This is a genomic window from Streptomyces sp. MB09-02B, assembly GCF_033794485.1.
Classification (GTDB): domain Bacteria; phylum Actinomycetota; class Actinomycetes; order Streptomycetales; family Streptomycetaceae; genus Streptomyces.
The window spans coordinates 1-15,163 of record NZ_JARGEE010000222.1; the positions used below are offsets into that span (position 1 = coordinate 1).

General features: G+C 73.3%; 19 protein-coding genes. 12 read left to right on the forward strand and 7 right to left on the reverse strand.

Translation table 11 applies throughout. The features are described 5' to 3' along the window. Positions 1–835: PaaX family transcriptional regulator (locus tag P1P70_RS27005; RefSeq protein ID WP_413471554.1), on the reverse strand; the 835-nt coding region annotated here is incomplete at its 3' end. A gap of 185 nt (positions 836–1,020) precedes the next feature. On the opposite strand from P1P70_RS27005, the gene P1P70_RS27010 reads away from it, so the two are divergent. The 4 genes from P1P70_RS27010 to P1P70_RS27025 all read left to right on the forward strand — a co-directional run bounded on the left by P1P70_RS27010 (position 1,021) and on the right by P1P70_RS27025 (position 4,414). Next, positions 1,021–1,686: an SDR family NAD(P)-dependent oxidoreductase gene (locus P1P70_RS27010; RefSeq protein WP_319242134.1), complete on the forward strand. Its 666-nt coding sequence runs from the start codon at positions 1,021–1,023 to the stop codon at positions 1,684–1,686. A 73-nt stretch (positions 1,687–1,759) separates the two neighbouring features. Further along, a complete protein-coding gene (locus tag P1P70_RS27015) occupies positions 1,760–2,575 on the forward strand; it encodes a VOC family protein (RefSeq protein WP_319242136.1) in 816 nt (271 codons plus the stop codon). A 143-nt stretch (positions 2,576–2,718) separates the two neighbouring features. Beyond that, positions 2,719–3,630 (forward strand): alpha/beta hydrolase, encoded by a 912-nt coding sequence (locus P1P70_RS27020; protein ID WP_319242170.1) that lies wholly within the window; start codon positions 2,719–2,721, stop codon positions 3,628–3,630. 88 nt (positions 3,631–3,718) lie between these two features. Next, positions 3,719–4,414, forward strand: a complete 696-nt coding sequence (locus P1P70_RS27025; protein WP_319242138.1) for an alpha/beta hydrolase — start codon at positions 3,719–3,721, stop codon at positions 4,412–4,414. Positions 4,415–4,479: 65 nt separating this feature from the next. On the opposite strand, the gene P1P70_RS27030 is transcribed toward P1P70_RS27025, so the two are convergent. Both P1P70_RS27030 and P1P70_RS27035 read right to left on the reverse strand, forming a co-directional pair. Beyond that, entirely contained in the window at positions 4,480–5,265 is a 786-nt protein-coding gene (locus P1P70_RS27030) for an MBL fold metallo-hydrolase (RefSeq protein ID WP_319242140.1), read from the reverse strand. A gap of 175 nt (positions 5,266–5,440) precedes the next feature. Continuing rightward, positions 5,441–7,213, reverse strand: coding sequence for an FAD-dependent oxidoreductase (locus tag P1P70_RS27035; protein WP_319242142.1), 1,773 nt, complete (start codon positions 7,211–7,213; stop codon positions 5,441–5,443). Between the two features lie 299 nt (positions 7,214–7,512). On the opposite strand from P1P70_RS27035, the gene P1P70_RS27040 reads away from it, so the two are divergent. The 4 genes from P1P70_RS27040 to P1P70_RS27055 all read left to right on the forward strand — a co-directional run bounded on the left by P1P70_RS27040 (position 7,513) and on the right by P1P70_RS27055 (position 10,632). Continuing rightward, positions 7,513–8,217 carry a hypothetical protein gene (locus P1P70_RS27040; protein WP_319242144.1) on the forward strand — a complete coding sequence of 235 codons (705 nt, stop codon included), beginning with the start codon at positions 7,513–7,515 and terminating at the stop codon, positions 8,215–8,217. 172 nt (positions 8,218–8,389) lie between these two features. Then, on the forward strand, positions 8,390–9,136 hold the full coding sequence (locus P1P70_RS27045; protein WP_319242146.1) for a DUF1775 domain-containing protein: 747 nt from the start codon (positions 8,390–8,392) through the stop codon (positions 9,134–9,136). A gap of 96 nt (positions 9,137–9,232) precedes the next feature. Then, positions 9,233–9,658 carry a DUF6003 family protein gene (locus tag P1P70_RS27050; RefSeq protein ID WP_319242148.1) on the forward strand — a complete coding sequence of 142 codons (426 nt, stop codon included), beginning with the start codon at positions 9,233–9,235 and terminating at the stop codon, positions 9,656–9,658. Between the two features lie 8 nt (positions 9,659–9,666). Next, complete coding sequence (locus P1P70_RS27055) at positions 9,667–10,632, forward strand: YihY/virulence factor BrkB family protein (RefSeq protein WP_319242150.1); 966 nt, start codon at positions 9,667–9,669, stop codon at positions 10,630–10,632. A gap of 106 nt (positions 10,633–10,738) precedes the next feature. Here P1P70_RS27055 and P1P70_RS27060 read toward each other — a convergent pair whose 3' ends face one another. Further along, complete coding sequence (locus tag P1P70_RS27060; protein ID WP_319242152.1) at positions 10,739–11,107, reverse strand: hypothetical protein; 369 nt, start codon at positions 11,105–11,107, stop codon at positions 10,739–10,741. Between the two features lie 221 nt (positions 11,108–11,328). Between P1P70_RS27060 and P1P70_RS27065 the strand changes: the two genes are divergently transcribed. Then, complete coding sequence (locus P1P70_RS27065) at positions 11,329–11,790, forward strand: ATP-binding protein (RefSeq protein WP_319242154.1); 462 nt, start codon at positions 11,329–11,331, stop codon at positions 11,788–11,790. Positions 11,791–11,898: 108 nt separating this feature from the next. On the opposite strand, the gene P1P70_RS27070 is transcribed toward P1P70_RS27065, so the two are convergent. Further along, the gene (locus tag P1P70_RS27070; protein ID WP_319242156.1) at positions 11,899–12,120 is read right to left on the reverse strand and encodes a DUF6480 family protein; all 222 of its coding nucleotides are present in this window, start codon (positions 12,118–12,120) and stop codon (positions 11,899–11,901) included. A 26-nt stretch (positions 12,121–12,146) separates the two neighbouring features. Continuing rightward, on the reverse strand, positions 12,147–12,569 hold the full coding sequence (locus tag P1P70_RS27075; RefSeq protein ID WP_319242158.1) for a CBS domain-containing protein: 423 nt from the start codon (positions 12,567–12,569) through the stop codon (positions 12,147–12,149). 157 nt (positions 12,570–12,726) lie between these two features. Between P1P70_RS27075 and P1P70_RS27080 the strand changes: the two genes are divergently transcribed. Together P1P70_RS27080 and P1P70_RS27085 are read left to right on the forward strand one after the other, a co-directional pair. Continuing rightward, a complete protein-coding gene (locus P1P70_RS27080; protein WP_319242160.1) occupies positions 12,727–12,915 on the forward strand; it encodes a hypothetical protein in 189 nt (62 codons plus the stop codon). A 77-nt stretch (positions 12,916–12,992) separates the two neighbouring features. Then, positions 12,993–13,673, forward strand: coding sequence for a HemK2/MTQ2 family protein methyltransferase (locus P1P70_RS27085; protein ID WP_319242162.1), 681 nt, complete (start codon positions 12,993–12,995; stop codon positions 13,671–13,673). A gap of 161 nt (positions 13,674–13,834) precedes the next feature. Here P1P70_RS27085 and P1P70_RS27090 read toward each other — a convergent pair whose 3' ends face one another. Beyond that, positions 13,835–14,515: a type III effector protein gene (locus P1P70_RS27090; RefSeq protein WP_319242164.1), complete on the reverse strand. Its 681-nt coding sequence runs from the start codon at positions 14,513–14,515 to the stop codon at positions 13,835–13,837. Between the two features lie 143 nt (positions 14,516–14,658). On the opposite strand from P1P70_RS27090, the gene P1P70_RS27095 reads away from it, so the two are divergent. Further along, positions 14,659–15,093: an Hsp20/alpha crystallin family protein gene (locus P1P70_RS27095; protein WP_319242166.1), complete on the forward strand. Its 435-nt coding sequence runs from the start codon at positions 14,659–14,661 to the stop codon at positions 15,091–15,093. Positions 15,094–15,163: the final 70 nt, after the last annotated feature.

The window sequence follows — 15,163 nt, forward strand, 5'->3', positions numbered from 1 at the left end:
GGGGGCCCCCGGGGGGCCGCCCGGGGGTGGGGCGGTCCGGGGGGGGGGGTGGACGGGCGGGGAGCCGGGGGTCGGCGCGGATGGTCCACAGCCACTCACTGATCAGCCGCAACCGGGTGCCGATCGGATCGTCACCGGAGCCCACCCCCGAGCCCAGCACGGCCGTCCAGCGTTTGTCGAAGGCGACGTAACGGGAGGCGATGCCTTCCAGGTCCCAGGTGTCGCTGATCATCAGCTCGACGTCGGTGGCCACGTTCGCCCGCGCGTGGAAGATCTTGACGTGGTCCTTGAGTCCGAGCTCGGCGACCGCCGGGGCGATGTCGACGTGCCCGGGGGCGATCCAGAGCCCGCTGTAGAGGGCGCCGAACCCGGACCAGGTCAGCCGCGAACGCAGGTCGTGCCGCTGACGCTTCCAGGAGTCGGGGAGGGAGAAGCCGAGGAGGGTCCAGGAGCCGTCCCAGTCGTCGTTGACCGCGCCCTGCTCCCAGATACGAGTGTGGCCGTCCCACAGGACACGCGTCGCCTGCGGGGTGAGTCCGAAGTACATCTTGCGGCCCTCGCGTCGGCGCCGCAGCAGACCGCGGTTGACCATCCGGGTCAAGGTGGAACGTACGGCCTGTTCGCCGACGCCGACCCGGCCGAGCACGCCGATGATGCTGCCCGAGTACACGCACGGACCACCGTCGTCCTCGCCCTCCTCCAGCACGTGGTTGCCGAAGAAGGCGAGCATGAGCGACTGCGGGCGCGGCTGCGGGCCGTCCGGGGCGGCGCTGTCCGGGTTGTCGCCGGCCGAGCCGTCACTGTCCGGGGTGTCCAGGATGTCGTAGTCCTCCACGGGGGCAAGCGTACGGCCGCCCGCCGACACCTCGGCGGGCGCCCGTACCGGGGCACCGGCGCCCGTCGGCAGCGCGGGGAGCCGACCGCTGACCGGCGTCGACGAAGTGCGCGACATTGAGCCGTCGTGACAGCTCCGGGACAGTGGGGACCGTCAGTCCGTCACGTCAGGGAGGCAAGTACGTCATGACCGCCATCGCCGTCATCGGAGCCGGGCCGGGTCTCGGCGCGGCCGTCGCCCGTCGCTTCGGCCGCGAGGGGTTCGCCGTGGCGCTCGTCGCCCGCGACCCGGAGCGCTCGAAGGCGCTCGCCGCCGACCTGGCCGACCAGGGCGTCACCGCGCAGGGGTTCGCCGCCGACGTACGCGACCCGGAGGCCCTGACCGCCGCGCTCGACGCGGCGCACTCGGCGCTGGGCCCGATCGAGGTCCTCCAGTACAGCCCTCTGCCGCACCCGGACTTCATGCTGCCGGTGCTGGAGACGAGCCACGCCGACCTGGTCGGCCCGATCGAGTTCTCCGTCTACGGCGCGGTCGCGGCCGTACGGCAGGTGCTGCCCGGTATGCGCGCCCTCGGCCGGGGCACGATCCTGTTCGTCAACGGCGGCACGGCCGTGGTCCCGCACCCCGACCGGGCCGGGACGTCCGTCGCGTTCGCCGCCGAGAGCGCGTACGGGCACCTCCTGCACGATGCCCTCGGGGCCGAGGGCATCCACGTCGCGCAGCTGGTGGTGCCCGGCGCGATCGTCCCCGGGCACCCCCGCAAGGACCCGGCCGTCCTCGCCGACACCCTCTGGGGCATCCACCGCGACCGGCACGGCTTCCGCCACTTCGCCGACGACCTCGACGCCTGACGGTCGGCGCGCGGGCGCCCGGGGGCGGTGTCAGGCTGAAGGCACAGGAACCGAGAACGCGAAGGGGAATCCCGTGATCACCACAGACCTGACGCCCGGCTCCCCCTGCTGGCTGGACCTCGGCGTCCGCGACCTGCCGGCCGCGGCGGCCTTCTACCGGGCGGTGCTGGGCTGGGAGTACGAGCCGATGGGCGGCGGGGGCGAGGGTGAGGGCGAGGAGACGGAGGGCTCGGGCGGGGTCTTCCGCAAGGACGGCAAGGTCGCCGGCGGGCTCGGCGAGCTCACCGAGCAGGGCGCGCGTTCGGCCTGGATGATCTACTACACCGTCACCGACGCGGATGCCACGACGCGGGCCGTGGAGGGTGCCGGAGGCACGGTGCGGGTGCCGTCGAGGGACCTCGGTGACTGGGGGCGGATGGCCCAGTACAGCGACCCGCTCGGCGGCCAGTTCGCCGTCTGGCAGCCGGGCACGAACGCGGGCTTCGAACTCGCGGACGAGCCGGGCTCGCTGACCTGGACGGAGCTGTACACGACCGACGCCCCGGCCGCCAAGGAGTTCTACGGCGGCGTCCTCGGCTGGCAGTTCGGTGAGATGCCGATGCCGGGCGACGCGGGCGCGTACACGCTCATCACCCCCGCCGGGCTCCCCGAGGAGCGGATGCAGGGCGGCCTCATGCAGCTCCGCGCCGAGGACCTCGCCCTGAACGACGGGCGGCCGTACTGGCACCCCGTCTTCGCCGTCACCGACTGTGACACGGCCGTGGCGGCGGTGACCGGGAACGGCGGCAGCGTGCAGATGGGCCCCGAGGACATGCCGGGCGTCGGCCGGCTGGCCGTCTGCCTCGACCCGTCGAACGCGGACTTCGTCCTCCTCGCCGCGGAGAGCTGACCTCCGCGTCCCTCTCGCGCACCCCACGCCACCGTCCCCGCGACGGTGGCGTGCCCACCGTTGCGGAAAACGGGATCAGCGTCCATCATCCCATCAACAGGATTCCTGTTAATTCAATGTTGGAGCGATGGGTGGGTGCGATCATGTCGTTCGGTGCCAGAATCCAGGCCAGAGGGGTGCAGCTGCTGCTCAGCGGTGTCATGACCCGTGTCCACCAGGACCTGCGCTTCACCGACATCCCGAAGCGGACGGAAACCCTCCGGGTGGAGACGGGTGCCGGCCCCGTCGAGTGCACCGTCTACCGCCCGCCGGCCACCACCGCCACCCCCGCTCCCGTCTACGTCAACTTCCACGGCGGCGGCTTCATCGTGGCCCGCCCCGAACAGGACGACCACATCTGCCGCTACATCGCCGCCACGGCCGGCTGTGTCGTCGTCAACGTGGACTACGCCGTCGCCCCGCAGCGCGTCTACCCCACCGCCGTCACCCAGGCCTACGACGTCGTCGAGTGGGTCGTGCGGAACGGCGAGAGCCATGACTGGGACGGCTCACGGGTCGCCGTCGGCGGACACAGCGCGGGAGCCAACCTGACCGCCGGCGTCTGTCGGACGGCTCGCGCCCGGGGCACCTTCACCCCGCGCCTCCAGATCATCGACTCCGCGCCGCTCGACCAGGTCGCCGACCCGGCCACCAAGCGGTCCCGTATCGCCAAGCCGCTGCTCAGCCCGCAGCTCATGCGGATCTTCACCGCCGCCTACGTCCCGGATCCGGCGGACCTCGCCGACCCGCTGGCCTCCCCCGGACTCGCCGACGACCTCGCCGGACTGCCCCCGGCCCTCGTCATCACCGCCGAGAACGACCGCCTGCGGGACGAGGGCGACGCCTACGCCGAGGCCCTGGAAGCAGCCGGGGTCCCGGTCACCCACCGCGTCTTCGAGGGCGTCGACCACTACTTCACCCACACCGGCCCGGTGCCGGCCGGCAAGGAGGCGATCGACCTGATGGCCACGGCCCTGCGCACCGCGCTCGACGCGACGGTCCCCGACGCGGCCTGATGGAGCCCGGCTGACGCAAGCCCCACCACAGACACCGAATCGACGCCGAATCGACGCCGAATCCACGGCCGACCACGAAGGGCACGACGTGCGACTGCACACCCGGCAATGGGGCGCCGGTGACCGGACCGCCCTGCTCGTCCACGGCATCATGTCCGACTCCCGCACCTGGCGCCGGGTCGCCCCGGCGCTCGCGGACCGCGGCTACCGGGTGATCGCCGTGGACCTGCGGGGCCACGGGCTCTCACCGCGCGGCGAGTACAGCCCGTGGCTCTTCGCCGACGACCTCGTCGACACCCTGCCCGGACAGGCCGATCTGGCCCTCGGGCACTCCCTGGGCGGGCTCGCGCTCTCCCTCGCCGTCGAACGGCTGCGGCCCCGGCGGGCGGTCTACTCGGACCCCGCATGGTCGTCGGCCGACCCCGACCGCCACGTCGGCCCCGAGGTGTTCGCCTCCTTCAAGCGCACCACCCGGGCCCAGGCGGCCGCGCTCAACCCGCGCTGGGACCCCGAGGACGTCGACATCGAGATGGCCACCCTGGCCGCCTGGGACGCGGGCTCCGCCCACTTCCTCGGCGGCCGCCCGCTCACCGGCTTCGTCCCCGACCGCCCCGTCGTCCCCTCCCTCCTCCAACTCGCCGACCCCAGCTTCCTGGTCGGCCCCGAGGACACCGGCCGGCTCAGGGCCCACGGCTTCGAGGTCCGTACGGTCCCCGGAGCGGGCCACACCATCCACCGGGACGACTTCGACGGCTTCATGAAGTCCCTCGACGGCTGGATCTGACCGCCGCGCGCCCGCCGCACGCCCTCTCCACGGTCGCCACCGGGGCGGCCCGTGCGGTGCCGTGGCTACGGCGCGGTGCGGGCGCGCTCGTACAGGACGGGGTCGTGCGCGTTGACGACGGTCAGGTCGGCGTCGGCGCGGCGGTGCAGTTCGGCGAGGCGGGCGTGGTTGGCGCGCACCTGCTTCAGGTCGTTCGCCAGCAGGTTCTCCACGGCGCGCAGGGCACGCGGGACGGGGGCGCGCCCGTCGAGCGTCCCGCGGTGGTAGAAGGCGTCGCCGGCGTGCAGGATCCAGCCGCTTCCGGTGTCGACCGCGACGCAGGCGTGGCCGCGGGTGTGCCCCGGCAGGGAGACCAGGACGATTCCCGGGGCGACGGCGTCGAGTTCCCTGGCGGCGGCGAAGCCGCGCCACGCCTCGCCGTCCGGAGTGTGCTCGACGATCTTCGGGCCGTGGGCCCACTGCGCGGGCCGGTACCGGGACCGTTCCCGCCGGGACGGGGAGACCATGGCCCCCAGGACCTCGGCCGCGGTCGTGTGGACCTGGGCGCCGGGGAAGTCGGACAGACCGCCGATGTGGTCGAAGTCGAAGTGGGTGACGACGATGTGCCGCACGTCGTCGCGCCGGAACCCGAGGGCCTCGACCTGACGCGCGGCCGTCTCCTCGGCCCGGAGCACGGGCCGGATCAGATGCCGGGAGGGGCCCAGCCGGCGTCCGGGCTCGGCGATGTCGCCCAGCCCGAACCCGGAGTCCACCAGCACCAGTCCGTCCGGCGCCTCGACGAGCAGGACGTGGCAGACCAGCGCGCCGGTGAGCGGGAGCATGGTCCCGCAGTTGAGGTGGTGCACCTTCACGGCCGTACCGCCTTCGGGGTGTCGGGGGAGCAGGCGCTCCACGGCCTCCGGGGGAGTCCAGGCGGACAGCGTACGGGCCCGGGGAACCCTTCGTCCGGTCGGTGGGCCCGCCCCCTCGCGGCCGACGCCCCCACCCGGCGCGGACCGTGGGGTGTCGCCCCTGCCGGACGGCGCGTCAGCCGAGGTCGAAGAGGTTCGGCAGCCGCAGGAGGTACCGGGTGCGGTCGTGGCGCTTGAGCGCCTCGAACTCGGGCGCCCGGTACAACGGGGTGACGGCGCACCGCTCGGCGGACGAACCGATCCGGTCCAGCAGGGCGTTGACCGCCTGCCGGGCCGAGGTGTTGGCCCCCTCCATGGTCGCCAGGTCGATGGGTACGGCCACGTAGTCGCCGGACAGGAAGAGGTTGGGGATCCTCGTGGCCGATCGGGGGCGGTGGTGGAAGGTCCCCGTCGGATGGATGAGCAACTGCTCCTCGTTGACCGGGTTCGGGGTGCCGAGTCCGTCCACGGCCGGGTCCAGGAACCAGGAGTGCAGCACGGAGTCCTTCAGGACCGTACGGCCGGTGTCGTCGAGCGCGGCCTTCAGCTGTGCCCACACCTCGCGGGCGACCTCGGCGCGGGTGCACTGCTTGGCCGTCTTCCCGTACAGGATGCCGGGCCGGTCCCACTCGGAGACGTCCACGGAGAGGCAGTCCGCGACCGTGCCGTCGCCGAAGTCGGCGGGGAAGTCGTGGCCCGGCCAGTGCTGCGCCTGCGCGATCGCGGTCAGCGACCAGGGGGAGTCGACGAGGTCGAGATGACCGTGCAGGATCGGCGTGCGTTCGGTCAGATAGAACTGGATGCCGGTCATCCAGTCGGTCTTCAGCCGGTCGCACGCGGCCAGTTGGGGATCGGCGGCGCGCACGGCCGCGTTCCAGGTGCGCCGGGCGTGCTCGACCGGCATGGCCGAGATGTAGTGGTCGGCGGTGACGGTCCGCCGGGTGCCCGCCGGGTCCTCCATGACGGCCCCGCCGATCCGGCCCCCGTCCAGGGTCAGGTCCCGTACGGTCCAGCCGAGCCGGAACTCGACCCCGAGCGACCGCAGATGGCTCACCCACGGGTCGATCCAGGCCTCGTTCGTGGGCGCGTTCAGGATCCGGTCCAGCGGGCCGTCCGCGCCCCGCCCCAGCAGGTTGAAGGCGAAGGCCTCCAGCAGGGTGGCGACCGTACGGGTGCTGGCCTCCTCCGCCTTGGTGGCCACGATGTTGCGGGTGATGCCGACGGCGAGGATCCGCTGGTAGTCGTACGACATCTGCCCGGCCCGTACGAACTCCCACCACGGCGTCCGTTCCCAGGTCTCGTCGCGGCGTTCGTCGCAGCTGGTGAGGAAGACCAGGAAGCGGTTGGCGAAGTAGAGGGCCTCGTGGAGGGGGAGGTTGAAGGCGGTGTCCAGTACCGAGGTGACGGCCCGGCGGATCTCGTCGGGGGTGAGTTCGGCGGGGCCGTTGTCCGGCCAGGGGAGCGGGACCCTGATGTCCTCGCGGCCGCCGGACCGGGCGAACAGCATCTCCTTGGGGGCGACGAGGTTGTCGTGCACGCCGTGGGCGTTGCCCGGGAAGGGGATGCGGCGCATGGTGTCGGGCAGGTTGTGATAGATCCCCGGGATGAAGCGGAAGCCGTGCTCCCCGGGCAACGGGGCACGGCCGCCCGTACCGCTGCCCGGCACGTCCATGCTGCGGGCCTTGCCGCCGAGCGCCTTGCGTTCGTAGACCGTCACCCGGAAGCCGCGTTCGGCGAGTTCGTGCGCGGCCGTGAGCCCGGCGACGCCTCCGCCCAGGACGGCCACGGTCGGTGCGGCGGCAGCCTCCTGGGCCGCCGCGCGCCCGGTGGTGCCCAGGGCGACGGCGCCGCCGGCGGCCGTGGCCGTACCCAGGAACCCTCTGCGTGTGGTGCCGCCCAGCGCGTCCATCGCCCACCCCTTACCGTCGGTAACTGTCGGCGTACGAAGATAGGAGCGCCACACCGATCCCGAAAGACGACCGACGCGACCGGTGTCACTTTGGCTTGATGCCGTATCGGCCCGCCGCGCCCAGCCCCGGGACGCCGGGACGCCGGGCCGACACACGACCGAGCGGCGCACGGGGGAGCGACCCCCGTTGTCGGCGGCCGGTGTGGCGTGTGTCACCGAGGCTGGATTGAGTGGGGGGCCAGGGGAGTTCACGTACTCTCTCGTGACGCTGGGGACCAGGACTGCGAGGATGTGGCTCGATGACCGCTGGGGGGTGTTCCCGCACGCTCAGGGCCGCCGTGTTCGCGGCTGTCTGCGTGCTGCTCACCTCCCTCGGGCACGTCCTGATGTCGGGGACCGCCGTGCCCTGGTGGGCCATGGCCGCGGGAGCGGCGGTGACCGGCGGCGGGGCCTGGTGGTCGGGTGCCCGGGAGCGCGGGCCGCTCCTGGTCGGCTCCGCCACGGTCGCGGCCCAGGCGTTCCTCCACGCGATGTTCTCGCTCGCCCACACGGTGGTCCGGCATCCCCGGAGCGCCACGGCCCGGGCCACGGACGCGAACGACCACCCGGTGGGTGCCGTCCCCGCCATGGCCTCGATGGACCACGCGACGGGAGCCCTGCCCTCCTCGCCGTCGACGGACCCCATGGGCATGGGGGTCGCGCACGGGCTGGAGCACGTCATGGGGGGCCTGCCCTCGACGGGCATGCTCGCCGCCCATCTGCTGGCCGCGCTGCTGTGCGGCCTCTGGCTCGCCCACGGTGAGCGGGCCGCCTTCCGCATCCTGCGGGCGCTCGCCGGATGGCTGACCGCGCCGCTCCGCCTGCTCCTCGGGCCGCCCGTGCCGTCGTACCGTCCGCCGGTCCGCGCCCGTCGCGCCCGTACGGACGGCGGGCCGCGCCGCTACCTCCTCACCTACGCGATCACCTCCCGGGGGCCACCGGTCGGGACCGCTGTCGCCGTCTGACGACAGCCGGATTCCCGGGGCCGTCTCCGCCAGGACGACGCTCAGTCGCCCTCCACGGCCCGGGCGAACGCGGCACCCCCGCGCCCGACGGTCAGCCCCGGCTGATCCGCGTGCGCCGGGGCGGCCCGTGTCCCGCCACAGCCTTCAGCCCACCCACACAAGGGAGTTCCCCGTGCATCGCTCCACCCTGCTGCGCACCCTGCGTCGATCCGGCGCGCTCACCACGGTCGCCCTCGCGTCCGTCGTCGCCCTCGCGGTGCCCGCCGCGGCCCACGCGGAGGTCGAGGCGGAGGGCGCCCGCGCCCTCGACCAGAACGTCGAACTGACCTTCTCCGCCGCGTCGGAGTCCACCACGGCCGGCATCACCAAGCTGGAGGTGATCCTGCCGAAGGGCCTCGTCCCCGCCGACATCACCTACGAGAAGGGCCCTGACGGCTGGAAGTTCGCTCCCACCAGCCGGGGCTACACCGTCTCGGGCGAGAAACGAGCCGTGGGGGAGGACGTCGAGTACGTCGTCACCGTACGGCAGTTGCCCGACGCCGAGGCGCTGCTCTTCAAGACGCTGCAGTCCTACAGCGACGGCAAGGTGGACCGCTGGATCGAACTGGAGGAGGAGTCCGAGGAGGACGGCCACCACGGTCACCCGGCACCCCGCCTGGACCTGAAGGCCGCCGCGCCCGGCGCGAAGCTCGTCAGCCCCACGCCCACGGCCTCCGAGGAGCCCACGACGGCCGCCCCCACGAAGGAGGCCACGGCGGAGTCGGACGCCGGGACGCCGTCGGCGGAGCCCGCGGCGGACAGCACGGACGGCGACGACGGTCTCTCCCCGGCCGTGCCGCTGGGCATCGGCGCGGCCGTCCTCGTCGCGGCCGGCGGCGGAGTGTGGTGGTTCCGGAGCCGTCGCGGCGGAACGGCCTGACACCGGCGCCCACGTGAGCCGGGGTCACCAGGACGGTGAATCGGCCGGGAGAGGGTATGCGGATGTCGGTCGACAGCCGTGGGGAAAGGATCGAAGATGACCGACGACGCCTATCTGTTCCTGCTCGACGACGAGTCCGTGCCGCTCGGCGTGGCCCCCGCCGCCGTCGAGGACCTCGCGTGCATGGAGACGCCCGCGGTCCGCGCGTGGCTGGACGCCCAGGGGACCACCCCGACCTCCGCGCGCCTGCGCCTGCTGCCACCGGAGGAGACGGCCGCCATTCCCGAAGGGGCGGAGCGGCTGCCCGTCCCGCTGAGCGACGAGGAACTGAGCCGGGTCCGCCACCGGTTGGCGCCGGAGCCCCTCGCCCGGATCGAGGAGGAGCTGCTCACCTACCGCGACTGCGCGGACGGCCGGGACGGCCTGATCGGCCGCGCCCTGGCCGCGGGCGTGCCGCCGCACCGCATCGTCGAGTTGACGGGGATGGACCCCGACACGGTGACGGCCGCGGCGAGCGGCTGAGCCTCGCGATGGGAACCGTGGTACACGTCCCGCAGACGCGGGACATGATCGGGGACGAACTCTCCGGCGACGAGGCGCTGACCGCGCTGAGGCACTACGGGGGCCGCCGGCTGCTCCTCGACGCGTTCGCCCGGTTCCGCTACGCGGACGGTTTCAGCCACTCCCGTTCGCTCGCCTTCCAGGTGGTCCTCGGCCTGGTGCCGTTCACCATCGCGCTGGTCGGCGTGGCCACCACCGTGCACACGGAGAGCGTGGGGCGGATCATCGAACTCACCGTGGGCCGGATCGTGCCGGGCGCCAGCGCGAGCCTCGTCGAGGACGCGCTGGACGCCACCGCGCGCAGCGCCGGTTCCGGTGTCTGGAACGCCGTCGCCATGTGGCTGGGGCTGGCCTTCGCCCTGCTCAACCTCGCCTCGGCGATGGGGCAGGTGGAGCGGGGCGCCAACCGCATCTACGGCATCGAACGCGACCGGCCCTTCCTCGCCAAGTACGGGCGGGCCCTGCTCCTCGCCCTCGCCGCGGGGATGCCGATGGTCCTCGGCTTCCTCGTCCTGGTCGCCGGGGACGCCGTGCGGAACGCGGTGGTGGAGGCCCTCGGCCGGCCGCCGGAGTCGCTCGACTGGTGGGGCCCCCTCGAAGTGCCGCTGGGCGTCCTGCTCGCCTGGGTCGCGTCGGCGGTGATCTTCCGCTGGGCCCCGCGCAGGGACCAACCGGGCTACACCTGGCTCGCCTTCGGCTCGGCGGTCCACCTGGTCCTGTGGGTCACGGCCACCTGGCTGCTGGCGCTCTACGTCGCGAAGAGCGGATCGTTCGGCGCCGTGTACGGGCCGCTGACGGCGTTCGTCGCCCTGCTGCTGTGGACCAACCTGACGGGTGTGGCGCTGTTCCTGGGGATCGCGTTCGCCGCCCAACTCGAAGCGGCCCGCGCCGGCATCACGGAGGCCGTGCGGCCCGATCCCGGGCCGGGGCCGTGACCCGCAGGCCGGGAGCGGGGCCATGACCCGCAGGCCGGGATCGGGACCCCGGGCCGAGGCCGTGACCCCGGGACAGTGGGGCACGGCCCCGGGCCGGGGGAGCGGGTCAGCGGTCCGCGGGGTCCGCGGCGGCACGCGCCTCCGCGCGGTGGTCGTGGTACGCCCACACCGCCACGCCCACCACCAGGGTGAGCCCGACGGCCACGACCCGTACGGCGCCGCTGGTCGCGAAGGCGGCCAGACCCGTGGCCGCCCCGCCGCACAGCATGATCACGCGGCTGACGAAGCGCTGCCGCGGCGGCGGGTCCTCGCGGTCCTCGAGGTCGTGCAGGGCCTCGCGGGCGGGCCGCACGGAGCCGCGCCGGACGCGGGCCCGGTACCGCAGCCCGTAACTGATCAGCACGTACAGCGCCAGAGCACCCAGTGCCCAGAGCCACCCCGCGTCGTCCCCGCTCCCTCCCCGTGCCAGTTCCATGACACCTCTCCTCCCCCGGGTCTCCGTGAGCGCGAGCAGGCCTGCGCCGCCCGAATGCCCCGGGGGTCCGCTTCCGAACTCGGCGGGAGAGTCGCCCTCGGGCCCTTTCGCCGCTCGTCCGGTCCGGACGGTGCCTCGCACGCCGGCGGCCGACGAGGAGGCATGCATGGGACCATCGCGGGTACGGGCGCGTATGTGAGGGGGGAATGAGGGCGGGACACGTGGGATCGAATGCCGACGGCGACGGCTGTAGCGGGCCGGACACCTACATGATGCGCGCCGGATACGCCCTGGGGGGCGAGGACGGCTGCATCGCCGATGCCCGCCACCACGCCCTCGCCTTCCTCGACCGCGCCCACGCCGACCACCACCTGCCGGTCACGGCACGGGTACGGGACCTCACCCAGCTGGTCGTCAGTGAACTGGTCACCAACGCCCGCAAGTACGCTCCCGGTCCGGTGCTCCTGGAACTGCGGGTCACCTCCGACACCGTGGACATCGTCGTGTGGGACAGCGATCCCACGGTGCCGGCGGCACAGGCCGCCGACCCCGACCGGATCGGGCAGCACGGACTGGAGATCGTCAAGGCCGTCACCGAGGATCTCCACGTCGAGCGGGAGCCGGTCGGCAAGCGCATCACGGCGCGGATCGCCCTGACCGACCCGTCCGGTGGCGGCCGGTAGGACTGGGCGCGGTAACGCGCGGCTGCACGGGACGCCGACGGGACGGCGACGCGCGGGCAGGCGGGCCTCGGACGATCGCGGACGACGTCAGAGGACGACCACGGCCATTCAGAGGACCACGGCCATACCGACGAGTCCGACCACCATCAGCGCCACCACCACCAGGATCAGGACGAGGGACATCGACCACCACCCCCTGTGCGGTGCGGGCGGCTCCGGATGGGAGATTCCGTAGGTGCCACCTTCGCCCGGTGGCGTCTCACCCGGGGGCACACCACCGGGTGCGTCGACTCCCGGTGTTCGCCGGGGGCCGGGATCAGGAGTCGTCATGGCGCACGCTCCCTTCGGCGGACGCGCTACTTGTTGGGCTTCGTGGAGCTGATGTCGCCGAGGGCCGACTCGGGGTCACGCTCGATGGCCAGGTCCCCGAGGGAGACGATGCCCACCGCGTGCTGCTCCTCGTCGACGACCGGCATACGGCGCACCGAGTGCTCACGCATCAGTTCCACCGCACGGCGTACGTCGTCGTCGGGGCCGACCGTGACGAGGTCGTCGCTGCAGGCGTCCGCCACGGTCGTCCGGTTCGGGTCGCCGCCTTCGGCCACCGTGCGGACCACCAGGTCGCGGTCGCTGACCAGCCCTCGCAGCCGCTCACCCTCGGTGACCAGGACGGCGCCGATGTCCTCGTCCCGCATCATCCGGGCCACGGTCGCCACCGACGTCTGCGGTTCGACGGTCACCGGTGCGCTTGTCATCAGCTCGCTGACTTGCTGAGTCATGGGGACCCATCCCTCCGTGGAGTGGGACGGCGACTTCACCGTCGCTCGGTCCCGCGAGTACCCACAAGCGGCACAAAACCCCACACGGCTTCGGATGCCTCCCCAGGGGGGCACCCGTCGGTCTCCACCACCCCATGAAGTGAGCGAGGTGTCACAGATGTCCAATCCGCAGCAGCCGGAACAGCGGCGCAGTGACAAGGGCGGTGCCACACCGCAGGACAGCGCCGAGCTGAAGGCACGCCAGTCGGAGACCGAGCGCGGCCGCGCCCACGGCACGGACAAGGGCCGCAAGGGCGGAGGCGAGGGAGGAGGAGTGCCGCCGGACCAGCAGCCGGACCACCCGTAGTCACTGTGTGCTCCCCGGATCTCTGGGCACTCGAGTGAGGCACGCACCGGGCGGTGCAGGTGATACGGAGGTGACAGATGGCGGCGCTCACGCTGGTGTCGACGTCGACGCTGTTGCTCACCCCGCCGGGCGTGTACGCCCCGCAGTGGGACACCGAACTGCTCGTGCGCGCCCTGTGCCGAGAGGGCATCGACTCCTCCACCGAGGTGCTCGACCTGGGGACCGGCAGCGGCGCCGTCGCCGTACAGGCGGCCCGTCTGGGCGCCCGGGTGACCGCCGTGGACATCTCATGGCTCTCCGTGGTCACGGCGCGCGTCAACGCGCTGCTCGCCCGTCGGCGGGTGCGCGTCCGGCACGGTGACCTGAACGCGGCGGTCGCGGGGCGCGCGTACGACCTGGTGATCAGCAATCCGCCCTACGTGCCCTCGCCCGCCGACCGGATGCCGCGCGCGGGCCGGGCCCGGGCGTGGGAGGCCGGCCGGGACGGCCGGGTGTTCGTCGACCGCCTCTGCGCGGCGGCCCCCGGCATGCTCCGCCCGGGCGGGGCTCTGCTGGTCGTCCACTCGGGCCTGTGCGGCACCGACGCGACGCTGCGGGGCCTCAGGGACGGCGGACTGCGTGCCGCGGTCGTCGACCGCGCCGAGGTGCCCTACGGCCCGGTACTGCGCTCCCGCCGCCCCTGGCTCGTCCGCCAGGGCCTGATCGAGGAGGCCGACGACCAGGAGGAACTGGTGGTCATCCGCGCCGAACGCCCCTGATCGAGCGGGCGCGACAGACAGGGGAAACGCCGGATCGCCGGGCTGTGGGCCGGGCGGGCCCCTGAGGCCCTGGTGCCCCACCCGGGCGACCCCTCGCTCCATCGGCGCCCCTGGGCCCCCTCCGCGCGCCTCCTCCCCGCGCCGCGCGCGACGGGAGCCGATCACGTCCTGTTCTGGCGCTGGTCGCTGCTGGCGCGGCGCAGTCGGTCGGTGTGGCGGGTGATGTCGTCGACGCGGGCCGCGATCTCGGGGTGGCCCGGCGTCAGATACGTGTGCGTGTCCGCCAGAGGGGCGATGAGGGCGGCGGCGTCGTCGTCCGCGAGGGCGGCGGTGAGTTCGACGACGGGGGTGCGGGCGGCGGCGGGGAGGTCGGTCAGCGCGGTGATCCGACCGGCCAGACCGCGCAGATCCGCGGCGTTGGCACGGGCCCAGGTGGTGACGGTGCGGTCGGCGGCGCGGCGGTCGCGGGTGGCCCGTACGCGCTGCTCGCCGGTGGAGCCGGGACGCCCGGGGCGTACCCGCAGGTAGCGGCGCTCGGCGGCCTGGCGGCTGGAGACGCCCAGCGGGTGGGCGAGGTCCGCCCAGCTGGCGCCCGCATCCCGGGCCGCCTCGATCAGACCCGCTTCCCACTCGGCGAGTTGGTCCCGCGCCTCGCGCAGCGACAGGAGCGCGGCGAGCGCCTGCTGTGAGCTGGCCTGGTCGGCTTCGGGCCGCGCATCGTCCCGGGAGGCCCGGGCGGTGTGCAGGGCCTCGTGGATCGTGTCCAACGCCGCGGCGGCCGCGAGGAAGGACGTGGGGGTCAGACCGCCGTGGTCGGAGGCGGGCTGATCGGCGCTGGTCATGGGCCCTCCAGTGCGGTGTCGTGGCGGTGTCATCGTCTCGATGACTTTCCACTTGTCATCACTTGGATGACATGTTACAACGAGAGGCAGGTGAAACGCATTGGCAGGAACGTGCCTGACCCGAACACTGGAGGTGTTTTGCGATGTTGATGCGCACCGATCCGTTCCGTGAGCTGGACCGCCTCACCCAGCAGCTCGTGAACACGACCGGCACCTGGTCCCGCCCGTCGGCGATGCCGATGGACGCCTACCGCGAGGGCGAGGAGTACGTGATCGCCCTCGACCTGCCCGGTGTGTCCCCGGACGCGATCGATGTCGACGTCGAGCGGAACATGCTGACCGTCAAGGCCGAGCGGCGCCCGGTCACCAAGGCGGACGACGTGCAGATGGAGCTCTCCGAGCGGCCCCTGGGTGTCTTCTCCCGCCAGGTCGTGCTGGCCGACACCCTGGACACCGAGCACATCAAGGCGGACTACGACGCGGGTGTGCTGACCCTGCGGATCCCGATCGCCGAGCGTGCCAAGCCCCGCAAGGTCGCCATCGGCGGCGGCACCACGCATCGGGAGATCAGCGGCTGACCCCCGTCGGCGGCGGCCGGGGGTGAGCCCCCGGCCGCCGCCTCGCTCGCGGCCCCCGCACCCCCGCGAC

Coding starts and splice junctions, on each gene's coding strand:
- P1P70_RS27050 (WP_319242148.1), top strand. CDS start 9,233: ATGACCGACGACGCCTATCTGTTCCTGCTCGACGACGAGTCCGTGCCG.
- P1P70_RS27080 (WP_319242160.1), top strand. CDS start 12,727: ATGTCCAATCCGCAGCAGCCGGAACAGCGGCGCAGTGACAAGGGCGGT.
- P1P70_RS27095 (WP_319242166.1), top strand. CDS start 14,659: ATGTTGATGCGCACCGATCCGTTCCGTGAGCTGGACCGCCTCACCCAG.
- P1P70_RS27075 (WP_319242158.1), bottom strand. CDS start 12,569: ATGACTCAGCAAGTCAGCGAGCTGATGACAAGCGCACCGGTGACCGTC.
- P1P70_RS27070 (WP_319242156.1), bottom strand. CDS start 12,120: ATGACGACTCCTGATCCCGGCCCCCGGCGAACACCGGGAGTCGACGCA.
- P1P70_RS27090 (WP_319242164.1), bottom strand. CDS start 14,515: ATGACCAGCGCCGATCAGCCCGCCTCCGACCACGGCGGTCTGACCCCC.
- P1P70_RS27060 (WP_319242152.1), bottom strand. CDS start 11,107: ATGGAACTGGCACGGGGAGGGAGCGGGGACGACGCGGGGTGGCTCTGG.
- P1P70_RS27040 (WP_319242144.1), top strand. CDS start 7,513: ATGACCGCTGGGGGGTGTTCCCGCACGCTCAGGGCCGCCGTGTTCGCG.
- P1P70_RS27020 (WP_319242170.1), top strand. CDS start 2,719: ATGTCGTTCGGTGCCAGAATCCAGGCCAGAGGGGTGCAGCTGCTGCTC.
- P1P70_RS27085 (WP_319242162.1), top strand. CDS start 12,993: ATGGCGGCGCTCACGCTGGTGTCGACGTCGACGCTGTTGCTCACCCCG.
- P1P70_RS27010 (WP_319242134.1), top strand. CDS start 1,021: ATGACCGCCATCGCCGTCATCGGAGCCGGGCCGGGTCTCGGCGCGGCC.
- P1P70_RS27055 (WP_319242150.1), top strand. CDS start 9,667: ATGGGAACCGTGGTACACGTCCCGCAGACGCGGGACATGATCGGGGAC.
- P1P70_RS27035 (WP_319242142.1), bottom strand. CDS start 7,213: ATGGACGCGCTGGGCGGCACCACACGCAGAGGGTTCCTGGGTACGGCC.